The organism is Streptomyces roseicoloratus, from assembly GCF_004117935.1.
GTDB lineage: Bacteria > Actinomycetota > Actinomycetes > Streptomycetales > Streptomycetaceae > Streptomyces > Streptomyces roseicoloratus.
The window spans coordinates 26,183-48,075 of sequence record NZ_SDOY01000156.1; the positions used below are offsets into that span (position 1 = coordinate 26,183).

Annotated in this window: 18 protein-coding genes and 1 other RNA gene; 16 read left to right on the top strand and 3 right to left on the bottom strand. The window is 72.6% G+C overall.

The genetic code is table 11. The annotated features are described in order from the left end of the window. Nucleotides 1-14: 14 nt before the first annotated feature. The 4 genes from ftsX to ssrA all read left to right on the top strand — a co-directional run bounded on the left by ftsX (nucleotide 15) and on the right by ssrA (nucleotide 3,324). Nucleotides 15-932: a permease-like cell division protein FtsX gene (gene ftsX, locus ESG85_RS27255; RefSeq protein ID WP_128983763.1), complete on the top strand. Its 918-nt coding sequence runs from the start codon at nucleotides 15-17 to the stop codon at nucleotides 930-932. A gap of 79 nt (nucleotides 933-1,011) precedes the next feature. Continuing rightward, on the top strand, nucleotides 1,012-2,250 hold the full coding sequence (locus tag ESG85_RS27260) for a S41 family peptidase (RefSeq protein ID WP_128983765.1): 1,239 nt from the start codon (nucleotides 1,012-1,014) through the stop codon (nucleotides 2,248-2,250). An 18-nt stretch (nucleotides 2,251-2,268) separates the two neighbouring features. Beyond that, nucleotides 2,269-2,811: an SsrA-binding protein SmpB gene (gene smpB, locus ESG85_RS27265; protein WP_128983767.1), complete on the top strand. Its 543-nt coding sequence runs from the start codon at nucleotides 2,269-2,271 to the stop codon at nucleotides 2,809-2,811. Between the two features lie 144 nt (nucleotides 2,812-2,955). After that, nucleotides 2,956-3,324, top strand: a transfer-messenger RNA (tmRNA) gene (gene ssrA, locus ESG85_RS27270). 147 nt (nucleotides 3,325-3,471) lie between these two features. Here ssrA and ESG85_RS27275 read toward each other — a convergent pair. Further along, nucleotides 3,472-4,926, bottom strand: a complete 1,455-nt coding sequence (locus tag ESG85_RS27275) for an MFS transporter (RefSeq protein ID WP_246095310.1) — start codon at nucleotides 4,924-4,926, stop codon at nucleotides 3,472-3,474. Between the two features lie 84 nt (nucleotides 4,927-5,010). Between ESG85_RS27275 and ESG85_RS27280 the strand changes: the two genes are divergently transcribed. From ESG85_RS27280 to ESG85_RS27290, 3 genes are all read left to right on the top strand, one after another. Beyond that, on the top strand, nucleotides 5,011-6,006 hold the full coding sequence (locus tag ESG85_RS27280; RefSeq protein ID WP_128983769.1) for a LysR family transcriptional regulator: 996 nt from the start codon (nucleotides 5,011-5,013) through the stop codon (nucleotides 6,004-6,006). Between the two features lie 139 nt (nucleotides 6,007-6,145). Then, on the top strand, nucleotides 6,146-7,504 hold the full coding sequence (locus ESG85_RS27285) for a nitrate/nitrite transporter (RefSeq protein ID WP_128983771.1): 1,359 nt from the start codon (nucleotides 6,146-6,148) through the stop codon (nucleotides 7,502-7,504). A gap of 111 nt (nucleotides 7,505-7,615) precedes the next feature. Next, the gene (locus tag ESG85_RS27290; protein ID WP_246095311.1) at nucleotides 7,616-8,788 is read left to right on the top strand and encodes a uroporphyrinogen-III synthase; all 1,173 of its coding nucleotides are present in this window, start codon (nucleotides 7,616-7,618) and stop codon (nucleotides 8,786-8,788) included. A gap of 87 nt (nucleotides 8,789-8,875) precedes the next feature. Here ESG85_RS27290 and ESG85_RS27295 read toward each other — a convergent pair whose 3' ends face one another. Next, entirely contained in the window at nucleotides 8,876-9,718 is an 843-nt protein-coding gene (locus ESG85_RS27295) for an MmyB family transcriptional regulator (RefSeq protein WP_128983775.1), read from the bottom strand. Between the two features lie 518 nt (nucleotides 9,719-10,236). Here ESG85_RS27295 and ESG85_RS36295 point away from each other — a divergent pair. From ESG85_RS36295 to ESG85_RS27320, 4 genes are all read left to right on the top strand, one after another. After that, complete coding sequence (locus ESG85_RS36295) at nucleotides 10,237-10,797, top strand: ABATE domain-containing protein (RefSeq protein ID WP_246095312.1); 561 nt, start codon at nucleotides 10,237-10,239, stop codon at nucleotides 10,795-10,797. Nucleotides 10,798-10,858: 61 nt separating this feature from the next. Further along, the gene (locus ESG85_RS27305) at nucleotides 10,859-13,204 is read left to right on the top strand and encodes a HelD family protein (protein WP_128983777.1); all 2,346 of its coding nucleotides are present in this window, start codon (nucleotides 10,859-10,861) and stop codon (nucleotides 13,202-13,204) included. 405 nt (nucleotides 13,205-13,609) lie between these two features. Beyond that, entirely contained in the window at nucleotides 13,610-15,019 is a 1,410-nt protein-coding gene (locus ESG85_RS27310; protein ID WP_128983779.1) for an NAD-dependent malic enzyme, read from the top strand. 379 nt (nucleotides 15,020-15,398) lie between these two features. Beyond that, nucleotides 15,399-15,680 carry an HU family DNA-binding protein gene (locus tag ESG85_RS27320; protein WP_128983783.1) on the top strand — a complete coding sequence of 94 codons (282 nt, stop codon included), beginning with the start codon at nucleotides 15,399-15,401 and terminating at the stop codon, nucleotides 15,678-15,680. A gap of 144 nt (nucleotides 15,681-15,824) precedes the next feature. Here ESG85_RS27320 and murA read toward each other — a convergent pair whose 3' ends face one another. Then, complete coding sequence (gene murA, locus ESG85_RS27325; RefSeq protein WP_128983785.1) at nucleotides 15,825-17,171, bottom strand: UDP-N-acetylglucosamine 1-carboxyvinyltransferase; 1,347 nt, start codon at nucleotides 17,169-17,171, stop codon at nucleotides 15,825-15,827. 307 nt (nucleotides 17,172-17,478) lie between these two features. On the opposite strand from murA, the gene ESG85_RS27330 reads away from it, so the two are divergent. The 5 genes from ESG85_RS27330 to ESG85_RS27350 all read left to right on the top strand — a co-directional run bounded on the left by ESG85_RS27330 (nucleotide 17,479) and on the right by ESG85_RS27350 (nucleotide 21,890). Next, nucleotides 17,479-18,039: a YqgE/AlgH family protein gene (locus ESG85_RS27330; RefSeq protein ID WP_164986329.1), complete on the top strand. Its 561-nt coding sequence runs from the start codon at nucleotides 17,479-17,481 to the stop codon at nucleotides 18,037-18,039. 29 nt (nucleotides 18,040-18,068) lie between these two features. Continuing rightward, nucleotides 18,069-18,362 (top strand): DUF3039 domain-containing protein, encoded by a 294-nt coding sequence (locus ESG85_RS27335; RefSeq protein ID WP_128983789.1) that lies wholly within the window; start codon nucleotides 18,069-18,071, stop codon nucleotides 18,360-18,362. Nucleotides 18,363-18,638: 276 nt separating this feature from the next. Further along, on the top strand, nucleotides 18,639-19,937 hold the full coding sequence (locus tag ESG85_RS27340; protein ID WP_128983791.1) for an extracellular solute-binding protein: 1,299 nt from the start codon (nucleotides 18,639-18,641) through the stop codon (nucleotides 19,935-19,937). A 10-nt stretch (nucleotides 19,938-19,947) separates the two neighbouring features. Further along, nucleotides 19,948-20,934 (top strand): carbohydrate ABC transporter permease, encoded by a 987-nt coding sequence (locus tag ESG85_RS27345; protein ID WP_128983793.1) that lies wholly within the window; start codon nucleotides 19,948-19,950, stop codon nucleotides 20,932-20,934. A 128-nt stretch (nucleotides 20,935-21,062) separates the two neighbouring features. Continuing rightward, the gene (locus ESG85_RS27350) at nucleotides 21,063-21,890 is read left to right on the top strand and encodes a carbohydrate ABC transporter permease (protein WP_128983822.1); all 828 of its coding nucleotides are present in this window, start codon (nucleotides 21,063-21,065) and stop codon (nucleotides 21,888-21,890) included. Nucleotides 21,891-21,893 lie beyond the last annotated feature (3 nt).

The window sequence follows — 21,893 nt, forward strand, 5'->3', positions numbered from 1 at the left end:
GGGAAAGTCACACCATGCGCGCTCAGTTCGTGCTCTCCGAGATCGGGGTCGGTCTCCGGCGCAATCTGACGATGACCTTCGCCGTCATCGTGTCCGTGGCCCTGTCGCTGGCCCTGTTCGGCGGTGCCCTGCTCATGCGCGAGCAGGTCAGCACGATGAAGGACTACTGGTACGACAAGGTCAACGTCTCCATCTTCCTCTGCAACAAGAGCGACGGGACCACCACGGCCAGGTGTGCCAAGGGTGCCGTCACCAAGGAGCAGAAGGAGCAGATCGAGGCCGATCTGAAGAAGATGGACATCGTCGAGACGGTCCACCACGAGTCCGCCGACGAGGCCTTCAAGCACTACAAGGAGCAGTACGGCGACACGGCCATCGCCTCCGTCGTCACCCCGGACCAGATGCAGGAGTCCTTCCGGGTCAAGCTCAAGGACCCGGAGAAGTACAAGGTCGTCGCGACCGCCTTCGCCGGTCGTGACGGCGTCGAGTCCGTCCAGGACCAGCGCAACATCCTGCAGAACCTCTTCGACCTGATGAACGGCATGAACATCGCCGCGCTCGGCGTCATGGGGCTCATGCTGGTCATCGCGCTGATGCTGATCGTCAACACGGTGCGCGTCTCGGCGTTCAGTCGGCGCCGCGAGACGGGCATCATGCGGCTGGTCGGCGCGACCAACTTCTACATCCAGATGCCGTTCATCATGGAGGCCGCCTTCGCCGGTCTCCTCGGCGGCGCGGTGGCGTGCGTGATGCTCCTCGTCGGCCGCTACTTCCTGATCGACCACGGCATCGCGCTCGCCGAGAAGATGCAGCTGGTGAACTTCATCGGCTGGGACGCCGTCTTCGCCAAGCTGCCGCTCGTCCTCGCGATCGGTCTGCTGATGCCGGCTCTGGCCGCCTTCATCGCGTTGCGCAAGTACCTGAAGGTGTGACAGTTCACTCGTCGTGACCGGATGGCGTCGTACGGCCAACCCCCGTACGGCGCCATCTGCTTGTCCTAGAGTGGGCGACATGCGTGCCGGTGCCGGCCCCGAGTTCTGTCGCAGGCCCCGCGGAGTCCTCCGTGGGGCCGCTTTGACGCTGGTCTTCGCCGGGGTGCTCGGCGCGGCCGCCGCCACCGGGGTGCTGCCCCGCGGGGAGCAGGCCTACGAGTCCGGACCCGCCTCCGCGGCGGACGCCGGCACCCGCGGCACTTCCGGGCGTGAAGGCACCGGCCGCGACACCGTCGACCGCGCCGCGCTCGCCCGGGCCGCCGCCGAGGCCATGGCCGACGGAAAGTCCGGCAAGAAGGCCGCCGAGGAGTTCGTCAGCCGCAGCGGCGACCGCTGGGGCGCCGTCTACGACAAGCGGGAGTACGCCGAGTTCGAGCAGGCCCTCGACGGCTCCTACACCGGCGTGGGCCTCTCCGCCCGCCGGGCGTCCCGGGACCGCGTCGAGATCAGCCGGGTCACGCCCGCCGGGCCGGCCGAGCGGGCCGGGCTGCGGCCCGGCGACCGGATCACCGCCGTCGACGGCCGCCCGGTCGACGCGCTCTCCGTCTCCCAGATCGTGTCCCTGCTGCGCGGCGACGGCGTCCCCGGCTCCACGGTCGCCCTCGGCGTGCAGCGCCGCGACCACTCCTGGACCCCGTCACTGCGCCGCGTCCGGCTCGACGTCGACCCGGTCACGGTCCGCCGGCTCGACGACCGCACGGTACTGATCCGGGTGGCCGCGTTCACCAAGGGCACCGGGGAGCGGGTACGGCAGGCGGTGCGCTCGGCGCCGGCCCACGCCGGCGTCCTGCTCGACCTGCGCGGCAACTCCGGCGGGCTGCTCGCCGAGGCCACCACCGCCGCTTCCGCCTTCCTGGACGGCGGCCTGGTCGCCACGTACGACGTCGACGGCAGACAGCACGCGGTGTACGCGGAACGCGGCGGCGACACCGCCCGGCCCCTGGTGGCGCTGATCGACGGCGGCACCATGAGCGCGGCGGAACTGCTGACCGGAGCCCTCAAGGACCGCGGCCGGGCCGTCACGGTCGGCTCGCGGACCTTCGGCAAGGGCTCGGTGCAGATGCCCAGCACGCTGCCCGACGGCTCGGTGGCGGAGCTCACCGTCGGCCACTACCGCACGCCCGCCGGCCACGCGGTGGACGGCCGGGGCATCACCCCGGACCTCGCCGCCGAGGGCGGAGGAGGCGGCGAGGGCGGCGGCGACCGGGCGCAGGAGCGGGCCCGCACGGTATTGAGTGGCCTCGGAGGGGGCTCGTAGTGCGAAAATGACCGCACTATGGCTAAGGGACTCGTCAACGTGCAGGGCAAGCCTGCGAAGAAGAAGAGCCAGGACAAGGGGCCTGAGCGCAAGCTCATCGCGCAGAACAAGAAGGCGCGGCACGACTACCACATCCTCGACACCTACGAGTGCGGTCTCGTGCTCATGGGCACCGAGGTGAAGTCGCTGCGGATGGGCCGCGCGTCGCTCGTCGACGGCTTCGTCCAGATCGACGGCGGTGAGGCCTGGCTGCACAACATCCACGTCCCGGAGTACTCCCAGGGCAGCTGGACCAACCACTCGGCGAAGCGGAAGCGCAAGCTGCTGCTGCACCGCGCCGAGATCGACAAGCTGGAGCAGAAGTCCTCGGAGACGGGTCACACGATCGTGCCCCTGTCGCTGTACTTCCTCGGCGGCCGGGTGAAGTGCGAGATCGCGCTCGCCAAGGGCAAGAAGGAGTACGACAAGCGCCAGACGCTGAAGGAGAAGCAGGACACCCGCGAGGCGAGCCGCGCCATCGCGGCGGCCCGGCGCCGGCAGCGGGCGGCGGAGGCCCGGTAGCCGGGGCGACCGGGCCCGGCAACCGGTGCGGCCGGTCGCCGGGAATACGCTGGCAACCGTGTCCGTTGGTCACGTACGATGGGCCACGCACCCCACGGAGGGTGCACGCGCCCCGCAGCGGGCGCACGATTGAAAAATCAACATGGGGATGATCGGTTTCGACAGCGGATGTCGAAGCAGGGGAAGCGTGTCGAGGAAGCGGCAATGATCTCGTTAACCACGCGCCGAAACCAATAATCGCCAACACCAAGCGCGATTCCTTCGCCCTCGCTGCCTAAGTAGCGACTCGCGAAGTGTCAGCCCGGGGCTGTTCCCGACCCGGATCCTGGCATCAGCTAGGGGACTAAACCTTGATCCCGGTCACGGGGTGAAGAGGGAAATCACACAGTGACTGAGCCCGTTCCGGACTTGTCTGGGTGATCCGGAGGGCCGAGAAACTCGTACCAGACTGCACACGGAGAAGCCCTGGTTCCGCACCGTTGGACGCGGGTTCGATTCCCGCCATCTCCACTCATCCCATGTGGGCAGAGGCCCGGCAGTCGCACGCGACGGCCGGGCCTTTGTCATGGGCGGCCCGGCGATGGCGGCCATGAGGCGGGCCGCGTCGGCGGGGGAGCGCGGAAGGCAGACGGTCTCCTCCCGCTCCTTGAGGTGCTCGGATCACCGGATCCGCTGCCGCCGCGTCGCCACGCGCAGCGCGAGCGCCAGGGTCGCCGCCGTGACCGGCAGGGCGTAGCCGTACGTCGTCGACGGGGCGTGCTCGGCGAGCCAGCCGCCGGTGGCCGAGCCGGCCGCGATGCCGCCGAGCAGGGCGGTGACCGCGAGCGTCATGCCCTCGTTGAGCCGGCCCTCCGGGGTGAGCCGCTGGACCAGGCCCATGCCCGTGAGCATCGTCGGGGCGATCGCCATGCCCGCCGCGAGCAGGGCGCCCGCGAGGGCGAGCCGCGAGCCGGTGGTGGCCGCGAGGAGCGGGAGGGTCATCAGGGCGGCCATCACGGCGAGGCAGGGGGCGAGCGTCGCGGTGCGGCGGGCCCGGCCGTAGACCAGGCCGGCCACGGCGGAACCCGCGGCCTGGAGGGCGAGCACCGGGCCCGCCACGGGCCCGTCGATGTGCGCGAGCGTGACCACCTCCATCGAGCCGAAGACCGCTCCCGTGGCGAGGAACACCGCGAGCAGCGCGGGCATGCCCGGGGCGCGCAGCGGCGCGCCGCCCCCGGCGTGCGGGGCGGCCGGCGGCTCGGTCGCCCGCTGCGCGGCGAAGAGCAGCATCCCGGAGAGGAAGAGCACGGCGGCGGCCAGCGTGCCCGCCTCCGGGAACAGGGCCGAGCAGAGGAGCGCGGCCAGGACGGGACCCAGCATGAAGCACAGTTCGTCCGCGGCCTGTTCGAAGGCGTTGGCGGTGTGCAGGGCGCCCGGATCGTCCTTGAGCAGATGCGCCCAGCGGGCGCGGGACATGCCGCCGGTGTTGGGTGCGGTGGCGCCGAGCACGGCGGCCGCGAACAGCGTCCACGCCGGCGCCTGCGCGTGCGCGCACAGCAGCAGCGCCAGCTGGCCGAGGACGGCCCACACCGTGGCCGGCACCGCGACCCTGGCCTGGCCGTGGCGGTCGACGAGCCGCGCGATCCAGGGCGCGGCGAGCGCACCCGCGGCCAGCCCGGCGGCTCCGACGGCCCCGGCGAGGGCGTAGGAGCCGTACGTCCCGGCGATCATCACGACGGCACTGACCCCGAACATGCCGGCGGGCAGCCGGGCGATCAGGTTCCCGACGGTGAAGGCCCGGGCGCCGGGGAGCGAGAAGAGACGGAGGTAGGCGTTGGCGGATCCGCCCGCGGTGGCGGGGAGCCTGCGGGGCGGGGCTGCGGTCCCGGCGGAGGGTGAGACTCGGGCCGCGGCCTCGTCGGAGTGTGGCGGAATCGGGCCCGCGGCCTCGTCGGAGTGCGGCGGAACCGGGTCCGCGGCCTCGTCGGAGTGCGGCGGAACCGGGCCGGCGGCCTCGGCGGAGCGGTGGGCCGGGGTGGTGGCCCTGTTCGGGTGCGGGGTACGGGCGGCCGCCTCGCGGTAGCGGGGGGCCAGGGCGGGGCCGTGGGGGGTGAGGAGGAGTTCCGGTTGCGGCATGGACCAAGGCTCCGTCGGCCTGCCCCTGGCGGTCCAACACCTCTTCCATGGCCATTCACGCACCCGTGTTGTTAATGTGCGGCGGTGACCCGACCCGACGATCTCGACCCCCGCCTCCTGCGCGCCTTCCTCGCCGTCGCCGAGGAACTCCACTTCACCCGCGCCGCCGCCCGGCTCCTCGTCGCCCAGCAGGCCCTCAGCCGCGACATCCGCCGGCTCGAACGCGAGCTGGGCGCCGAGCTGTTCGTGCGCACCACCCGTCAGGTCGCGCTCACCCCGGACGGCGAACGGCTCCTGCCCTACGTCCACCGGGTCCTCGCCGCCCACGACGAGCTCGCCGAGGCCTTCCGCGCCGCGCCGCGCCCGCTGTTCGTCGACCTCAACAGCGCCGGCCTCGGACACGAGCGCGTCCTCCACCGTGCCCGCGAACTCGCCCCGGAACTCGAGCTGATGGCCCGCTACGAGAGCGGCCTCACCGGCGCCGCGCGGGAGATCCTCGCCGGCCGGCTCGACGTGTCCTTCGGGCGGTACGGCGGGCTCGCGCCGGGCCTGCGGGCCGGTCTGGAGGCCCAGTTCGTCCGGTACGAGCCGATGGCCGTGGTGCTGCCCGAGGGCGACCCGCTGGCCGGACTCCCCGAGGTGCCGCTGGCCGCGCTCGCCGGCCGCGACGTCTACGCGGGCGCCGGCAACGACCGTACGCCCGAGTGGACCGCGTACGCCGCGCTCCTCTTCGCCGGCCGGGACATCCGCGTCGCCGCACCCGCTCCGCTCGCCGTCGGCAAGGAGGAGTTCCGCCGGGTCATGGCCAAGTCCCAGGTCCCGGTCCTCGCCGTCGTCGACTTCCCGGCCATGCCCGGCAGCGTCCTGCGCCCCCTCGTCGACCCCGTACCCCTGGCACCCGTGAGCCTGGTGTGGCGCAAGGGGCTGCGACACCCCGGGCTCGACGCCCTGCGCCGGGCCGCCGCCGAGATCGCCGCCCACGAGGGCTGGCACGTCCGCCCGCCCGGCTCCTGGCTGCCGGAGGGCGAGATCGTCGCGGGCGTCCAGGGGGCGCTCACAGCCCGCCCGCGCTCCGGGTGAGAGCAAGGTTCCGCACCCGTCACGTCCCGCCACCGCCCTGAAACGCGCGCTTCCTAGCGTCGGTCCCGCAGGCAGACGACACGGCGCGCACGGCACGGCACGGCGCGGACGAGCGCGGACGACACAGCGGAGGTGCGGGATGGGCGGCGGTCGGTGGATCGAACGCTGGGAGCCGGAGGACGAGACCTTCTGGCGTGAGCAGGGCGAGCGGATCGCCCGCCGGAACCTGTGGTTCTCGGTGCTCGCCGAGCACATCGGCTTCTCCGTCTGGAGCCTGTGGTCCGTCATGGTGCTCTTCATGGGGCCGGAGTACGGCGTCGACGCGGCGGGGAAGTTCTTCCTGATCGCGACCGCCACCGTCGTCGGCGCCGTCATCCGCATCCCGTACACCTTCGCCGTCGCCCGCTTCGGCGGCCGGAACTGGACGGTGATCAGCGCCCTGTTGCTGCTGCTGCCGGCCGGGCTCGCGTACGCGGTGATGGAGCCGGGCACCTCGTACGGCACCTTCGTGCTCGTCGCGGCCCTCACCGGCGTCGGCGGCGGCAACTTCGCCTCCTCCATGACCAACATCAACGCCTTCTTCCCGCTGCGGAAGAAGGGCTGGGCGCTCGGACTCAACGCGGGCGGCGGCAACATCGGCGTGCCCGTCGTCCAGCTCGTCGGCCTCCTCGTCATCGGCACCGCCGGCGCCATGCACCCGAGGATCGTGCTCGGCGTCTACCTGCCGCTGATCGCCGTCGCCGCCCTGTGCTCCGCCCTCTTCATGGACAACCTGGCGCCCGTCAGGAACGACACCGGCGCGGTGCGCGAGGCCGTGCGGGCCAGGCACACCTGGATCATGGCCTTCCTCTACGTCGGCACCTTCGGCTCGTTCATCGGCTACAGCTTCGCCTTCGGCCTGGTCCTCCAGACCCAGTTCGGCCGCACCCCGCTCCAGGCCGCCTCGCTCACCTTCATCGGCCCGCTGCTCGGCTCGCTCGTCCGGCCCGTCGGCGGCTCGCTCGCCGACCGGCACGGCGGAGCCCGGATCACCCTCCTCACCTTCGCGGCGATGGCCGTCGCCGCCGGGGTCGTGCTCTACGCCTCCGTCGTCGAGTCGCTCACGGTCTTCCTGATCGGATTCACCGGACTCTTCGCGCTCAGCGGCCTCGGCAACGGCTCCACCTACAAGATGATCCCGGCGATCTTCCTCACCCAGGGCCGCCGCAGGGGCCTCGCGGGCGAGGCGGCGGAGGCGTACGGGCGGCGGCTCTCCGGCGCCTCCATGGGCCTCATCGGCGCCGTCGGGGCGCTCGGCGGCCTCGGCATCAACCTCGCCTTCCGCCAGTCCTTCCTCACCGTCGGCTCCGGCACCGGCGCCTTCGTCGCCTTCCTGCTCTTCTACGCGGCGTGCATGGCCGTGACCTGGGCGGTATACCTTCGCCGGCCGGCCGACGTCGCGCCCGTGCCGGACACGGCCGCCGGCGCGGAGCCGGACCGCGCCCCCGCCGAGGCATGAGTCACAGTGGCCCCGCACGGCCGTAACGACCAGGAAATAATGGTGAACCGAGACCGACACGCGACCCCGGCAGTCTCGGCCGGCAGGGACGAGTACGACAGGGGCGACGACATGGACGAGCGGCAGGAACAGGGCCACGGCCCGCTGGCGGGCTTCACCGTGGGAGTCACGGCGGCACGGCGCGCCGACGAGCTGATCGCGCTGCTGCGCCGCCGCGGCGCGGGCGTGGTGCACGGTCCGGCGCTGCGGATCGTGCCGCTCGCCGACGACACCGAACTCCTCGCCGCCACCAAGGACCTCATCGACCACGCCCCGGACGTCGTCGTCGCCACCACGGCGATCGGCTTCCGCGGCTGGGTCGAGGCGGCCGACGGATGGGGGTACGGCGAGCAGCTGCTCGACCGGCTGCGCGGCGTCGAACTCCTCGCCCGCGGGCCCAAGGTGAAGGGCGCGGTCCGCGCGGCCGGGCTCACCGAGTCCTGGTCGCCCTCGTCCGAGTCGATGGCCGAGGTCCTCGACCGGCTGCTCGGCGAGGGCGTCGCGGGCCGGCGGATCGCGCTCCAGCTGCACGGCGAGCCGCTGCCCGGCTTCGTCGAGGCGCTGGTCGAGGGCGGCGCGGAGGTCGTGCCCGTCCCCGTCTACCGCTGGATGCCGCCCGAGGACCCCGGCCCGCTGGACCGGCTGCTCGACGCGACCGTCGCCCGCGCCCTGGACGCGGTGACCTTCACCAGCGCCCCGGCCGCCGCCTCGCTCATCGACCGGGCGCGCGAACGCGGGCTGCTCGACGAGCTGGTGACGGCGCTTCGGCAGGACGTGCTCGCGGTGTGCGTGGGTCCCGTGACGGCGCTGCCGCTGCAGGGTCTGGGCGTCGACACCCACCAGCCGGAGCGCTTCCGGCTCGGCCCGCTCGTCCAGCTGCTCTGCACCCGGCTGCCCGCCCGGGCCCGGATCCTGCCGGTGGCCGGCCACCACGTCGAGATCCGCGGCCACGCCGTCCTCGTCGACGGCGCGCTGCGCCCGGTGCCGCCCGCCGGGATGGCCCTCCTGGGGCTGCTCGCCCGCCGCCCCGGCTGGGTCGTCGGCCGCCCCGAACTGCTGCGCGCCCTGCCCGGCGCGGGCCGCGACGAGCACGCCGTGGAGACGGCGATGGCCCGTCTGCGGACCTCGCTCGGCACGCCCAAGCTGATCCAGACGGTGGTGAAGCGCGGCTACCGCCTGGCCGTGGACCCGGCGGCGGACACGAAGTACGGGCAGGAGGACGGGGACCAGGCCGGGTCCTCCTGACCCGGGGCGGGTCTGGGCCCCGGCCCCGTACTGACCCGGATACGGCCCGGACCGTTCCGGCCCCGTACCCGGCCCGGGCGGCCCCGGTCAGGAAGAGGTGCCCCGAGGGGCCGCTCGCAGCATCGGGGCGCGGACGTGGGACTTCTGGAGGCCCGGGCGGAAGATCATGATGATCAGGCGGGCGCCCGGCGCCGTCAGCGGCTGGGCGGCGCAGATCGTGACGTGACCGGGGCCCAGGAGGGCGTGGCGCAGCGGGCGTTCGTCGCCGTCGGGGTGGATGTGGAAGCCGCCCTCCTCCCACAGCCGGCCGAGGAACGCGTCGGCGCGCACCTCCCGCTCGATCGCGCGCAGGGTCTCGTCCTCCTGGCGCGCGGCGATCGCGGCGCGCAGCTGGGGGAGGATCAGCGGGGCCCAGACGTCGTGCCAGTCGATGAGGGTGTCCTCGCGCGCGCTCTCGTCGAGGAGCATCCAGCGGATGGTGTTCGCGGGAGGCCGGCCGGCCGGGTACATCTCGGCGAAGTGCCGGTTGTGGGCCAGCACGTTCCAGGAGGCGTCGGTGAGGTACGCCATGTGGCCGATGCCGTCGACGGCCTCCTGCCAGGCGCCGGGGACCTCCAGGCCGGAGGACGGGTTGAGCGGGCCGGGCGGGTCGCCGATGCCCGCGTACCGGCAGAGCGAGACCCACTCCTGCTCGTTGAGGCCGAAGAGGCGGCCGACCTGGCGCAGGTAGTCGGCGGGCGGGTTCGGGTAGCGGCCGGTCTCCAGGCGGTTGTACGTGTCGACCGCGCGGCAGGTCAGCTCGTCGACCTGCTGCTGCGACAGGCCGAGGGCACGCCGGCCGCGGCCGGTCGGGCGGGAGAGGCCGTGCGCCTCGGGGGCGATCAGCTCACGGCGCTCCTTGAGCAGTGCCCGCAGTGCCGTCCTGTTCACCTGGCCTCCCGAATTGTCCGTGTGCGAATTTGTAGGAAAAACGACCCGTAGATAATAGACAGTTCAACATTCATGCTGTGGGTGCCTCGACCTGCGGGCCCCAGCGGACCCCGCTGACCTGCGAGGACACCATGAACCACCGGACTGCGCTCCCCCGAGCGGTCCGGTGTTCGGTCGGCCCGGGCGGCTCCCCCGTACGCCCGGGCCGACCGCTGTCCGCCTCTCGTACGGCTCGGCACCACCACCCCCTCGCCACCACCCCTCGCCTCACCCCTCGCCTCGCCCCGGCCGGCGCCCCTCCGCGTACGGCCCTCCGTGCGGAAAGCCCGTCGCGATCCGATACGGACCCTAGCGATCACCACGGACGTGGCGAGGTCCCGCCCGGAATCTCCTCGGCGGAACGCCCTCTGGTCAGCTCCGCTCCCCAGGAGCACTCTGGTCCCGGCCCGCCCGGAGCAGTGCGCACCGCGGCAGGAAGCGGCAGGAAGCCGCAGGAGGCAGCGGGAGGTGGCAGGGGCGTGACCGGAGGCTGGGAGTCCGGGCGGGTCTGCCTGGATCTCGCCGTCGAGGGCCTCGACACTCCCGAGGCGCTCGCCGGTTTCCTCCGCACCACCGGGCTCGTCCCGCCCGCCACCCGGCTGCGCGGCCTCGACACCCGCTGGCTCGGCCCCTTCCGCGAACTGCGCGACTGCGTCGCCGACCTGGTCGCCGCCCAGCTGGACGGCCGACCGGTCCGGCCCGCGGCCCTGGAGCTGCTCAACGCGCTGGCCGCGGCCGCCGCCCCGCCCGCGCCCCGCGCCGTCCGCACCCGCTCCGGAGCCCTGGTCCGCACCCTCAGCGGCGAGCCCGACTGCCGCGCCCTGCTCGCCGCCGTCGCCCGCGACGCCGTCGACCTGCTCACCGATCCCGCCGCCCGCGCCCTGCTGCGCCGCTGCGAGGGACCCGGCTGCCGCCGCTGCTATCTGGACACCTCGCGGGGCCGGCGCCGCCGCTGGTGCTCGAGCACGGCCTGCGGCAACCGGGCCCGCGTCGCCCGGCACCGCGCCGCCCATCCCCGGCCGGGCCGCCGCCAGGCCTGACATACCGCCTCCGGGTGGCGTACGCTCGACGGCTGCCCAGTGCACGTCAGAAGGGGGCCCGGTGGCCGCGCAGGAAGCCGTCGACACGGTCAGAGACCGTGAGATCGGTGTCGAACAGGAACATCTGGATCAGGTCTACCGCCGCCTCGAGGAGAAGATCCACGAGGCGGAGTTCCTGATGCGGGACGCCGCCCAGCGGGGCCAGGTCGGTACGCCCGGCGCCCTCGCCGAGCGCGACGCCCAGGTGTTCCGGGCCGGCATCCACCTCAACCGGCTCAACAACGAGTTCGAGGACTTCCTCTTCGGCCGCATCGACCTGCTGTACGGCAAGGACGGCAAGAAGGGCCCCGACGGCGCCTACACCTCCGTCGAACCCGCCGCCGACGCCGTGCGCCCGGACAACACCGCCGACATCGGCGAGACCCTGCACATCGGCCGCATCGGCGTCCTCGACGCCGACTACGCCCCGCTCGTCATCGACTGGCGCGCCCCCGCCGCCGCCCCCTTCTACCGCTCCACCCCGGTCGACCCGGGCCGGGTCGTACGGCGCCGCGTCATCCGCTCCAAGGGCCGCAAGGTCCTCGGCGTCGAGGACGACCTCATGCGCCCCGAGCTCAAGGCCCGCCTCGACGGCCGCGAGCTGCCCGTGATCGGCGACGGCGCCCTCATGGCGGCTCTCGGCCAGGCCCGCGGCCACACCATGCGCGACATCGTCGCCTCCATCCAGGCCGAGCAGGACCTGGTCATCCGCGCGCCCGCCGCCTCCGTCACGTACGTCGAGGGCGGCCCCGGCACCGGCAAGACCGCCGTCGCCCTGCACCGCGCCGCCTACCTGCTCTACCAGGACCGGCGGCGCTACGCCGGAGGCATCCTCATCGTCTCGCCGACCCCGCTCCTCGTCTCGTACACCGAGGGCGTGCTGCCCTCGCTCGGCGAGGAGGGCCAGGTCGCCATCCGCGCCCTCGGCTCGCTGGTCGACGGCGTCGAGGCCGACGCGTACGACGAGCCCGCCGTCGCCCGGGTGAAGGGCTCCTCGCGCATGCTCGCCGTGCTGCGCAAGGCCGCGCGCGGCGCCCTGGAGACGCCCGCGCCCAAGGCCCAGCTCACGCTGGGGGAGGAGGACGACGAGGCCGGCACCGCGGCGGCACCGGCGGTCACCCCCACCCTCCTGCGGGTCGTGGCCTTCGGCCGCCGCCTGGAGCTGGAGGCCGACGAGCTCCGCCGGATCCGGCAGAACGTGCTGTCCGGCACCGCCCCCGTCAACCTGCTCCGCCCGCGCGCCCGCCGCCTGCTGCTCGACGCGCTGTACGCCAAGTCCGGTGCCGCCGGCCGGCACAGCGACCCCGAGCTCGCCGCCGAGCTGCGCTCCTCCTTCGACGAGGACGTCTCCACCGAGGACTCCTTCCTCGCCTTCCTCGACGCCTGGTGGCCCGAGCTCACCCCGCGCCGGGTCCTCGACGCCATGGCCGACGAGAAGCGGCTCGGCCGCTGGGCCCGCCGGATCCTCAACCCCGGCGAGGTCCGCCGGCTCGCCCGCTCGCTGCGCCGCCCCGGCCTCTCCGTGCACGACGTGGCGCTGCTCGACGAGCTGAACACCCTGCTCGGCGCCCCGGCCCGGCCCCGCAAGAAGCGCGAGTACGACCCGCTGGACCAGCTCACCGGCCTGGAGGAGCTGATGCCGGTACGGGAGGAGAGCCAGCGCGAGCGGGCCGAGCGGCTCGCCGCCGAGCGCACCGAGTACGCCCACGTCATCGTCGACGAGGCCCAGGACCTCACGCCCATGCAGTGGCGCATGGTCGGCCGCCGCGGCCGGCACGCCACCTGGACGGTCGTCGGCGACCCGGCCCAGTCCTCCTGGTCCGACCCGGACGAGGCGGCCGCGGCCCGCGACGAGGCCCTGGGCACCCGGCCCCGGCGCCGCTTCGAGCTCACCGTGAACTACCGCAACCCGGCCGAGATCGCCGAGCTCGCCGCCAAGGTGCTCGCGCTGGCGATGCCCGGCAAGGAGTCGCCGAAGGCGGTCCGCTCCACGGGCGTCGAGCCCCGGTTCGCGGCGGTGGCCGAGAAGGGCGACCTGGCCGGAACCGTACGTCGGGAAGCCGAGCGGCTGCTCGGCGAGGTGGACGGCACGGTCGGTGTGGTCGTCGCGATGAACCGGCGCGCCGAGGCCGCCCGCTGGCTGGCGGGGCTCGGCGACCGGGTCGTGGCGCTGGGCTCCCTGGAGGCGAAGGGACTGGAGTACGACGCCACGGTGGTCGTCTCGCCCGCGGAGATCGCGGACGAGTCGCCGGCCGGCCTGCGGGTGCTCTACGTGGCGCTGACCCGTTCGACGCAGGCGCTCTCGGTGATCTCCGGCGAGCGCGACCTGCCGGACGCGGACGGCGTACCGGACCTGCTGCGGGACTGACGACGAAGCGGCGCGGGATCGATTTCGGTCAACCCGCGCCGCAGGAATCACTTCGCCGGGCTCTTTGTTAGCCTGGTCGTGACACCGGCTCGATCCAAGCCCCCGGGCCCAACCTTCGTCCCTCAGAGGGACCACTTGCCGCGAGGCGAGCATGGCGGGCCGGTGTCGCCTACGTGGGGAGGCCCTCGTCACCTTCGGGTGACGGGGGCCTCTTCCGTTGCCCGTCCCGTGCCGGGGGCCTCTTCTGTTTCCCGGTCATCTCTCGTATGGTGGAAACTACTTTCCGAAAACGAAATGACCGTATTACCTGCTACCCGCAGGTAGGTGCGACGATCGGAGGGCGCCGTCCGGCGACCAGTCGGGCCGGCGTAGCAACGAAGCTAGGGAAAGCAGAGGAACACGGCCATGGCAACGGCGCCCAGCGTCTCGTACTCGATGACGGTCCGGCTCGAGGTGCCCGCGAGCGGCACCGCGGTCTCCCAGCTCACCACGGCGGTCGAGACCCACGGCGGATCCGTCACCGGCCTCGACGTGACCGCCTCGGGCCACGAGAAGCTGCGCATCGACGTCACCATCGCCGCGACCTCCACGGCGCACGCCGACGAGATCGTCGAGCAGCTCAAGAACATCGAGGGCATCGTCGTCGGCAAGGTCTCCGACCGTACGTTCCTGATGCACCTCGGCGGCAAGATCGAGATGGCGTCCAAGCACCCCATCCGCAACCGTGACGACCTGTCCATGATCTACACCCCGGGCGTGGCCCGCGTGTGCATGGCGATCGCCGAGAACCCCGAGGACGCCCGCCGCCTCACCATCAAGCGCAACTCCGTCGCGGTCGTGACGGACGGCTCCGCCGTCCTCGGCCTCGGCAACATCGGCCCCAAGGCCGCCCTGCCCGTCATGGAGGGCAAGGCGGCCCTCTTCAAGCGCTTCGCCGGCATCGACGCCTGGCCGATCTGCCTGGACACCCAGGACACCGACGCCATCGTCGAGATCGTCAAGGCCATCGCCCCCGGCTTCGCCGGCATCAACCTGGAGGACATCTCCGCGCCGCGCTGCTTCGAGATCGAGGCCCGGCTGCGCGAGGCCCTCGACATCCCGGTCTTCCACGACGACCAGCACGGCACCGCCATCGTGGTCCTCGCCGCCCTGACCAACGCGCTGCGCGTGGTCGGCAAGGGCATCGGCGACGTACGGGTCGTCATGTCCGGTGCCGGCGCCGCCGGTACGGCCATCCTCAAGCTGCTGATCGCGGCCGGCGTCAAGCACGCCGTCGTCGCCGACATCCACGGCGTCGTCCACGCGGGCCGTGAGGACCTGGTCGCCGCCCCGGCGGACTCGCCGCTGCGCTGGATCGCCGACAACACCAACCCCGAGGGCGTCACCGGCACCCTCAAGCAGGCCGTCGCGGGCACCGACGTGTTCATCGGCGTCTCGGCCCCGAACGTGCTCGGCGCGGACGACGTGGCCGCGATGGCCGAGGGCGCGATCGTGTTCGCGCTCGCGAACCCGGACCCCGAGGTCGACCCGGCGGTCGCCCGTCAGACGGCCGCCGTCGTGGCCACCGGCCGCTCGGACTTCCCGAACCAGATCAACAACGTGCTGGTCTTCCCGGGCGTCTTCCGCGGTCTGCTCGACGCACAGTCCCGGACGGTGAACACGGACATGATGCTGGCCGCCGCCAGTGCCCTGGCCGACGTCGTCACCGAGGACGAGCTCAACCCGAACTACATCATTCCCTCGGTCTTCAACGACAAGGTCGCGGGAGCGGTCGCGGGCGCGGTGCGCAACGCGGCCAAGGCGGCGGGCGCCTGAGCCTCCGGCGGGGCCGTGGGAGCGGCCCCGACGCGGACCCGGCGGCGACCCCGGCGCGTGTCGCGGGTCGCCGCATCCCAAACCCGCCTTTAGGGTGGTAGTCCGGCTCCGCACCGTCCGCGCGGAGTCGACGCAACGTCACCATCGAGGGGCACTGGCGCTTTTCGTGTGACCCCAGAGGGTGCCGGATTGGCGTTCCCGCCGCTGGTGGGGGCAGGATGCGGTCTGGGCGCGATGGTCTGTCACCAGACCCGGGTCCGGGCACTGTCCGAGGGCCCTGGCAGCATCGGCTTCGCAGTGCCCATCATGCGGCCCCGCCGCGTGGCCCGCCTCACAGGCAACCCGCCTCACAGGCAAGAAGAAATACGGGAGTAACGAAATGAACCGCAGTGAGCTGGTGGCCGCCCTGGCCGACCGCGCCGAGGTGACCCGCAAGGACGCCGACGCCGTGCTGGCCGCCTTCGCCGAGATCACCGGCGAGATCGTCGCCAAGGGCGACGAGAAGGTCACCATCCCCGGCTTCCTGACCTTCGAGCGCACCCACCGTGCCGCTCGCACCGCTCGTAACCCGCAGACCGGCGACCCGATCAACATCCCGGCCGGCTTCAGCGTCAAGGTCTCCGCGGGCTCGAAGCTCAAGGAAGCCGCCAAGGGCAAGTAAGCAGCCTGTAGGCAGCCGAAAGGGCGGCCACCCGTTCCAGGGGTGGCCGCCCTTTCCTTTGCCCTTCAGAGGCCTCGTACGGCCGCCGTACGGCCCCGTGCGGGCGCCGTGCGGCGGCCGGCCGGAGGCCGCGTACGACTCCGGTCAGACCAGCGCGCTGCCCGGGAGCTCGACCTTGGCGCCCAGCTCGACGAGCTTCTCCATGAAGTTCTCGTAGCCGCGGTTGATCAGGTCGATGCCGTGCACCCGGCTGGTGCCCTGCGCCGCGAGGGCGGCGATCAGGTACGAGAAGCCGCCGCGGAGGTCCGGGATGACCAGGTCGGCGCCCTGGAGCCGGGTCGGGCCGCTGACGACCGCCGAGTGGAGGAAGTTGCGCTGGCCGAAGCGGCAGTCCGAGCCGCCCAGGCACTCGCGGTACAGCTGGATGTGGGCACCCATCTGGTTCAGCGCCGAGGTGAAGCCGAGCCGCGACTCGTACACCGTCTCGTGCACGATCGACAGGCCCGAGGCCTGCGTCAGCGCCACCACCAGCGGCTGCTGCCAGTCGGTCTGGAAGCCGGGGTGCACGTCCGTCTCCAGGGCGATCGCGTTGAGCGAGCCGCCCGGGTGCCAGAAGCGGATGCCCTCGTCGTCGATCTCGAAGGCGCCGCCGACCTTCCGGTAGGTGTTGAGGAAGGTCATCATCGAGCGCTGCTGCGCGCCGCGCACGTAGATGTCGCCCTCGGTCGCGAGCGCCGCCGAGGCCCAGGACGCCGCCTCCAGGCGGTCGGAGAGGGCGTGGTGGTTGTAGCCGCCGAGCTTGTCCACACCGGTGATGCGGATGGTGCGGTCGGTGTCGATGGCGATGATCGCGCCCATCTTCTGCAGCACGCAGATGAGGTCCTCGATCTCCGGCTCGACCGCCGCGTTGGACAGCTCGGTGACGCCCTCGGCGAGGACGGCGGTCAGCAGCACCTGCTCGGTCGCGCCGACGGAGGGGTACGGAAGGCGGATCTTGGTGCCGCGCAGCCGCTGCGGGGCCTCCAGGTACTGGCCGTCCGCCCGCTTCTCGATGGTGGCGCCGAACTTGCGCAGGACGTCGAAGTGGAAGTCGATCGGCCGGCCGCCGATGTCGCAGCCGCCCAGGCCCGGGATGAAGGCGTGACCGAGGCGGTGCAGCAGCGGGCCGCAGAAGAGGATCGGGATCCGGGAGGATCCGGCGTGGGCGTCGATGTCGGCCACGTTGGCGGACTCGACGTGCGTCGGGTCCATGATCAGCTCGCCCGGCTCCTCGCCGGGGCGGACCGTCACCCCGTGCAGCTGGAGCAGTCCGCGGACCACGCGGACGTCACGGATGTCGGGCACATTGCGCAGTCGGCTCGGCTCGCTGCCGAGCAGGGCGGCGACCATCGCCTTGGGCACGAGGTTCTTCGCGCCGCGAACGCGGATCTCGCCCTCCAGCGGGGTTCCGCCATGGACAAGCAGTACATCATGGCTGTCTGTGCCGGTCATGAATCTCGCGTTCCGGGTCGTCGGTCGGGTGGCCAGAGAAAAGAGTAAGGGGCCAGGAGACCTCACTTGTGTGGCTGAGGGGGCCCCGCGAAGGTAATGAATTCGGCACAACACCCTCCGTCCCCGCGCTCTCGCGGAGCGTCACCGTCCGCTTCTTCCCGGTACCGCGTTCCCGCCGCACACCACGGCCCGGACCGCGCCCGGCTGACCTGCGATGGCGCCCGCCTACCCCGGACCCGTCCGGGGAACCCCCGCAGAACGCCCGCAGAACCCCCGCGAACGCCGAAAGTGCGGAATCATGTGTCGCATGACCGAGGTGTCCTCGCTCACAGGCCGACTGCTCGTCGCCACCCCCGCGCTGGCGGACCCGAACTTCGACCGCGCGGTGGTCCTGCTGCTCGACCACGACGACGAGGGCTCCCTCGGCGTGGTCCTCAACCGCCCGACGCCGGTGACGGTCGGCGACATCCTCGCCCCCTGGGCCGCACTGGCCGGCGAACCGGGCGTCGTCTTCCAGGGCGGCCCGGTCTCCCTCGACGCCGCCCTCGGCATCGCCGTCATCCCCGGCGACGAGGGCCCGCTCGGCTGGCGCCGGGTGTTCGGCGCGATCGGCCTGGTCGACCTGGAGACCCCGCCCGAACTCCTCGGGCCGGCCATCGGCGCCCTGCGGATCTTCGCCGGTTACGCGGGCTGGGGACCCGGCCAGCTGGAGACCGAGCTGCGCGACGGCGCCTGGTACGTCGTCGAGTCGGAACCCGGCGACGTCTCCTCCCCGAACCCCGAGACCCTCTGGCGCCAGGTCCTCCGCCGCCAGCGCGGCGAACTCGCGATGGTCGCGACGTACCCGGACGACCCTTCGCTGAACTGAGCCGGGCGTCTTTCAGTACCCTGGGGGCCATGAGCACTCTCGAGCCCGAGCGCGGGGCAGGTACGGGAACCCTCGTCGAGCCGACGCCGCAGGTGTCCCACGGTGACGGCGACCACGAGCGCTACGCCCACTACGTCCAGAAGGACAAGATCATGGCGAGCGCCCTCGACGGCACTCCCGTGGTGGCACTCTGCGGCAAGGTCTGGGTACCGGGGCGCGACCCCAAGAAGTACCCGGTCTGCCCGATGTGCAAGGAGATCTACGAGTCGATGGGGTCGGGCGGCGACAAGGACAAGGGCGGCAAGGACGGCGGCGGCAAGTAGCAGCCGGTCCGGCGGTCCGGGAGTCCGGTCGGCCGGACTCCGCGGTTCGGGGCGGCCCCCGGCGCGCGTACCCCAGGGTGCGCGCGCCGGGGGCCGCTGCCGTTCGCCCGTCACCGGTTCGGGCATGCGCCGGGCCGGTCTCCGCGCCGGGTCACGGAGTGGTGAGGAGTGGTCGAGACCACTTGTCGTGGCGGTGGCCGGCCCCTAACCTCACGCGTGTTGTGCAACACGAAACGCTCGTTGCGTATGTTGCAACACGCTTGGAGGGGAACCGCCGTGAAGCTGCCCGCCCGCACCGCCCTCGCCACCCTCGCCGCCGCCCTCGTCACCCTCACCGCCTGCGCCCCGCAGACCTCCGGCGGCACGGCCACCGCCGACGAGAAGACCGGCACCCTGCGCGTCTGGCTCTTCCAGGAGGTCGCCAACAAGCCCAAGGAACAGGTCGTCGACCGGGTCGTCGCCGCCTTCGAGCAGCAGCACGCGGGCGCGAAGGTCGAGGTCGAGTACATCCCCGTCGACAGCCGCGCCCAGCGCATCAAGGCCGCCTTCAACGACCCCGCCTCCGCGCCCGACCTCGTCGAGTACGGCAACACCGACACCGCGTCGTACGTCAAGGACGGCGGACTCGCCGACGTCACCGCCGAGTTCGGCGCCTGGCCCGAGGCCAAGGACACCGATCCCGCCGCCCGGGCCTCCGTCACCGTCGGCGGAAAGGTCTACGGCGCCCCGTTCTTCGTCGGCGTCCGCGCCCTCTACTACCGCACCGACGTCTTCCGCGAGCTCGGCCTCGCCGCCCCCAGGACCCAGGCCGAACTGATCGCGACCGCGAAGAAGGTCCGCAAGGCCAGGCCCGAGCTGTACGGGCTCGCCGTCGGCGGCGCCTACACCTACGGGGCCCTGCCCTTCATCTGGGCCCACGGCGGCGAACTCGCCACCGCCGAAGGGGACTCGTACCGCTCGGCGATCGCCGGCGAGGCCGCCCGCAAGGGCATCACCGCCTACACCTCCCTCTTCGGCGACGACAACTGCCCGGCCGCCAAGTGCGCCGAGATGGGCGGCAACGCCACCGTCACCGCCTTCGCCTCCGGCAAGGCCGCCATGGCCATCGGCGGCGACTTCAGCCACGCCGCCGTCGAGGCCGGCGCGGTCAAGGGCAAGTACGCCGTGGTGCCGCTGCCCGGCACCACGCCCGGCTCCATCGCCCCCGCCTTCGCCGGCGGCAACAACATCGGCGTCCTCAGGAGCACCCGCCACCGCACCCTCGCCGTCGACCTGATGAAGGCCCTCGCCGGCAAGGACACCCAGGCCCGGCTCTTCGACGCGCTCGGCTTCCTGCCCACGTACACCGACGTGCGCCGGCAGGCCGCGCAGAAGCAGCCGTTCGTGCAACCGTTCATCGACACCCTCGGCGCCGGCGCCCGCTTCGTCCCCGCCTCGGCCGGCTGGGGGCGGATCGACGCCTCGCTCGTGCTGCCGACGATGTTCCAGGAGGTCGTCAGCGGCCGGAAGGACGTCAGGACCGCGTCCGGCGACGCCGCCAGGAAGATGGACGCGGCCTTCGCGGCGGCGGGCTGAGGCGTACCCGATGACCCTCACGGCAACCCGCCCGGGCAAGGGCAGCGGCGCCGCGCGACCCCGGCGCTCCGCGCCACGGCGGACCGGTCGCGGGACCGGTCGCCGGGGCGGCCGCCGGGCCGGCTCCGCCTGGACGCCCTGGCTCTATCTGCTGCCCGCCCTCGCCGTCCTCGGCGGGCTCCTCGTCTACCCGCTCTACCAGCTCGGCCTGATCTCCTTCCTGGAGTACACCCAGGCCCAGGTCAGCGGCGGCCGGCCCACCTCCTTCCGGGGCTTCGGCAACTACACCGACCTCTTCTCCGACCCCCAGTTCCGGCAGGTCCTCCTCGCCACCGTCCTCTTCGCCGCCGCCTGCGTGGTCGCCACCCTCGCCGTCGGCTGCGCCCTCGCCGTCCTCCTCACCCGTGTCCGCGCCCTGCCCCGGCTCGCCCTGATGCTCGCCGCGCTGGGCGCCTGGGCCACCCCGGCCGTCACCGGATCCACCGTCTGGGTCTTCCTGTTCGACCCCGACCACGGTCCCGTCAACCGCCTGCTCGGCCTCGGCGACTTCTCATGGACGTACGGGCGCTACAGCGCCTTCGCGCTGGTCCTCATGGAGGTCGTCTGGTGCTCGTTCCCGTTCGTGATGGTCACCGTCTACGCGGGCATCAGGGCCGTCCCGGCCGAGGTCCTGGAGGCCGCCGCGCTCGACGGCGCGTCCCCGTGGCGGACCTGGCGCTCCGTCACGGCCCCGATGCTGCGGCCGGTCCTCGTGGTCGTCACGATCCAGTCGATCATCTGGGACTTCAAGATCTTCACCCAGATCTACGTGATGACGGGCGGCGGCGGCATCGCGGGACAGAACCTCGTCCTCAACGTGTACGCCTACCAGAAGGCCTTCGCCTCCTCCCAGTACAGCCTCGGCTCCGCCATCGGCGTCGTCATGCTGCTGATCCTGCTGGCGGTGACCCTGGTCCACCTCAGGCTGCTGCGCGGGCAGGGGGAGGAGGAGCGGTGAGCGCCCCGCAGCCGCCCCGGCCCCCGAGCACCCCGCGCACCCTCGGAGCCCGCGGGCCCGGGGCACTCCAGACCCGCGGGCCCGGAAGCCTCCGGACGCGCGGGCCCGGGCAGACGCCCGGGAGGACCCTGATCCGCCGCCCCCGGCGGCTAGCCGCCGAGGCCGCCGCCCTGCTCGTCGCCGCCGTGGTCGCCTTCCCGCTGTACTGGATGGTCCTCTCCGCCCTCAGACCGGCCGGCGAGATCCAGTCCGCCCGGCCGCGCCCCTGGACCCTGTCGCCGTCCCTCGACTCCTTCCGCCGGGTCTTCGACCAGCAGGAGTTCGGCCGCTACTTCCTCAACTCGCTGGTCGTCGCCGGCACGGTGGTCCTCGCCTCCACCGTCATCGCCTTCCTCGCGGCCACCGCCGTCACCCGGTTCCGCTTCCGCTTCCGGACCACCCTGCTCGTGATGTTCCTGGTCGCGCAGATGGTGCCCGTCGAGGCGCTGGCGATCCCGCTGTTCTTCCTCATGCGGGACTTCGGGCAGCTCAACACCCTCGGCTCGCTGATCCTCCCGCACCTCGCCTTCTCGCTCCCCTTCGCGATCTGGATGCTGCGCGGCTTCGTGAAGGCGGTGCCGGAGGCACTGGAGGAACAGGCGACGATCGACGGCGCGAGCCGCACCCGCTTCCTGTGGCAGATCCTCTTCCCGCTGGTCCTCCCGGGACTCGTCGCGACGAGCGTCTTCTCCTTCATCTCGACCTGGAACGACTTCCTCTTCGCGAAGTCCTTCATCATCAGCGACACCTCGCGGTCCACCCTGCCGATGGCCCTGCTCGTCTTCTTCAAGCCCGACGAGAACGACTGGGGAGGCATCATGGCCGGCTCGACCGTGATGACCGTCCCGGTGCTCGTCTTCTTCGTACTCGTACAGCGCCGCCTGGTCTCGGGACTGGGCGGGGCGGTGAAGGACTGACAG

Excerpts from the sequence above, each read along its gene's own strand:
- ftsX (WP_128983763.1), top strand. The coding sequence starts at position 15 with ATGCGCGCTCAGTTCGTGCTCTCCGAGATCGGGGTCGGTCTCCGGCGC.
- ESG85_RS27260 (WP_128983765.1), top strand. The coding sequence starts at position 1,012 with ATGCGTGCCGGTGCCGGCCCCGAGTTCTGTCGCAGGCCCCGCGGAGTC.
- smpB (WP_128983767.1), top strand. The coding sequence starts at position 2,269 with ATGGCTAAGGGACTCGTCAACGTGCAGGGCAAGCCTGCGAAGAAGAAG.
- ESG85_RS27275 (WP_246095310.1), bottom strand. The coding sequence starts at position 4,926 with ATGCCGCAACCGGAACTCCTCCTCACCCCCCACGGCCCCGCCCTGGCC.
- ESG85_RS27285 (WP_128983771.1), top strand. The coding sequence starts at position 6,146 with ATGGGCGGCGGTCGGTGGATCGAACGCTGGGAGCCGGAGGACGAGACC.
- ESG85_RS27290 (WP_246095311.1), top strand. The coding sequence starts at position 7,616 with ATGGACGAGCGGCAGGAACAGGGCCACGGCCCGCTGGCGGGCTTCACC.
- ESG85_RS27310 (WP_128983779.1), top strand. The coding sequence starts at position 13,610 with ATGGCAACGGCGCCCAGCGTCTCGTACTCGATGACGGTCCGGCTCGAG.
- ESG85_RS27320 (WP_128983783.1), top strand. The coding sequence starts at position 15,399 with ATGAACCGCAGTGAGCTGGTGGCCGCCCTGGCCGACCGCGCCGAGGTG.
- murA (WP_128983785.1), bottom strand. The coding sequence starts at position 17,171 with ATGACCGGCACAGACAGCCATGATGTACTGCTTGTCCATGGCGGAACC.
- ESG85_RS27330 (WP_164986329.1), top strand. The coding sequence starts at position 17,479 with ATGACCGAGGTGTCCTCGCTCACAGGCCGACTGCTCGTCGCCACCCCC.
- ESG85_RS27335 (WP_128983789.1), top strand. The coding sequence starts at position 18,069 with ATGAGCACTCTCGAGCCCGAGCGCGGGGCAGGTACGGGAACCCTCGTC.
- ESG85_RS27345 (WP_128983793.1), top strand. The coding sequence starts at position 19,948 with ATGACCCTCACGGCAACCCGCCCGGGCAAGGGCAGCGGCGCCGCGCGA.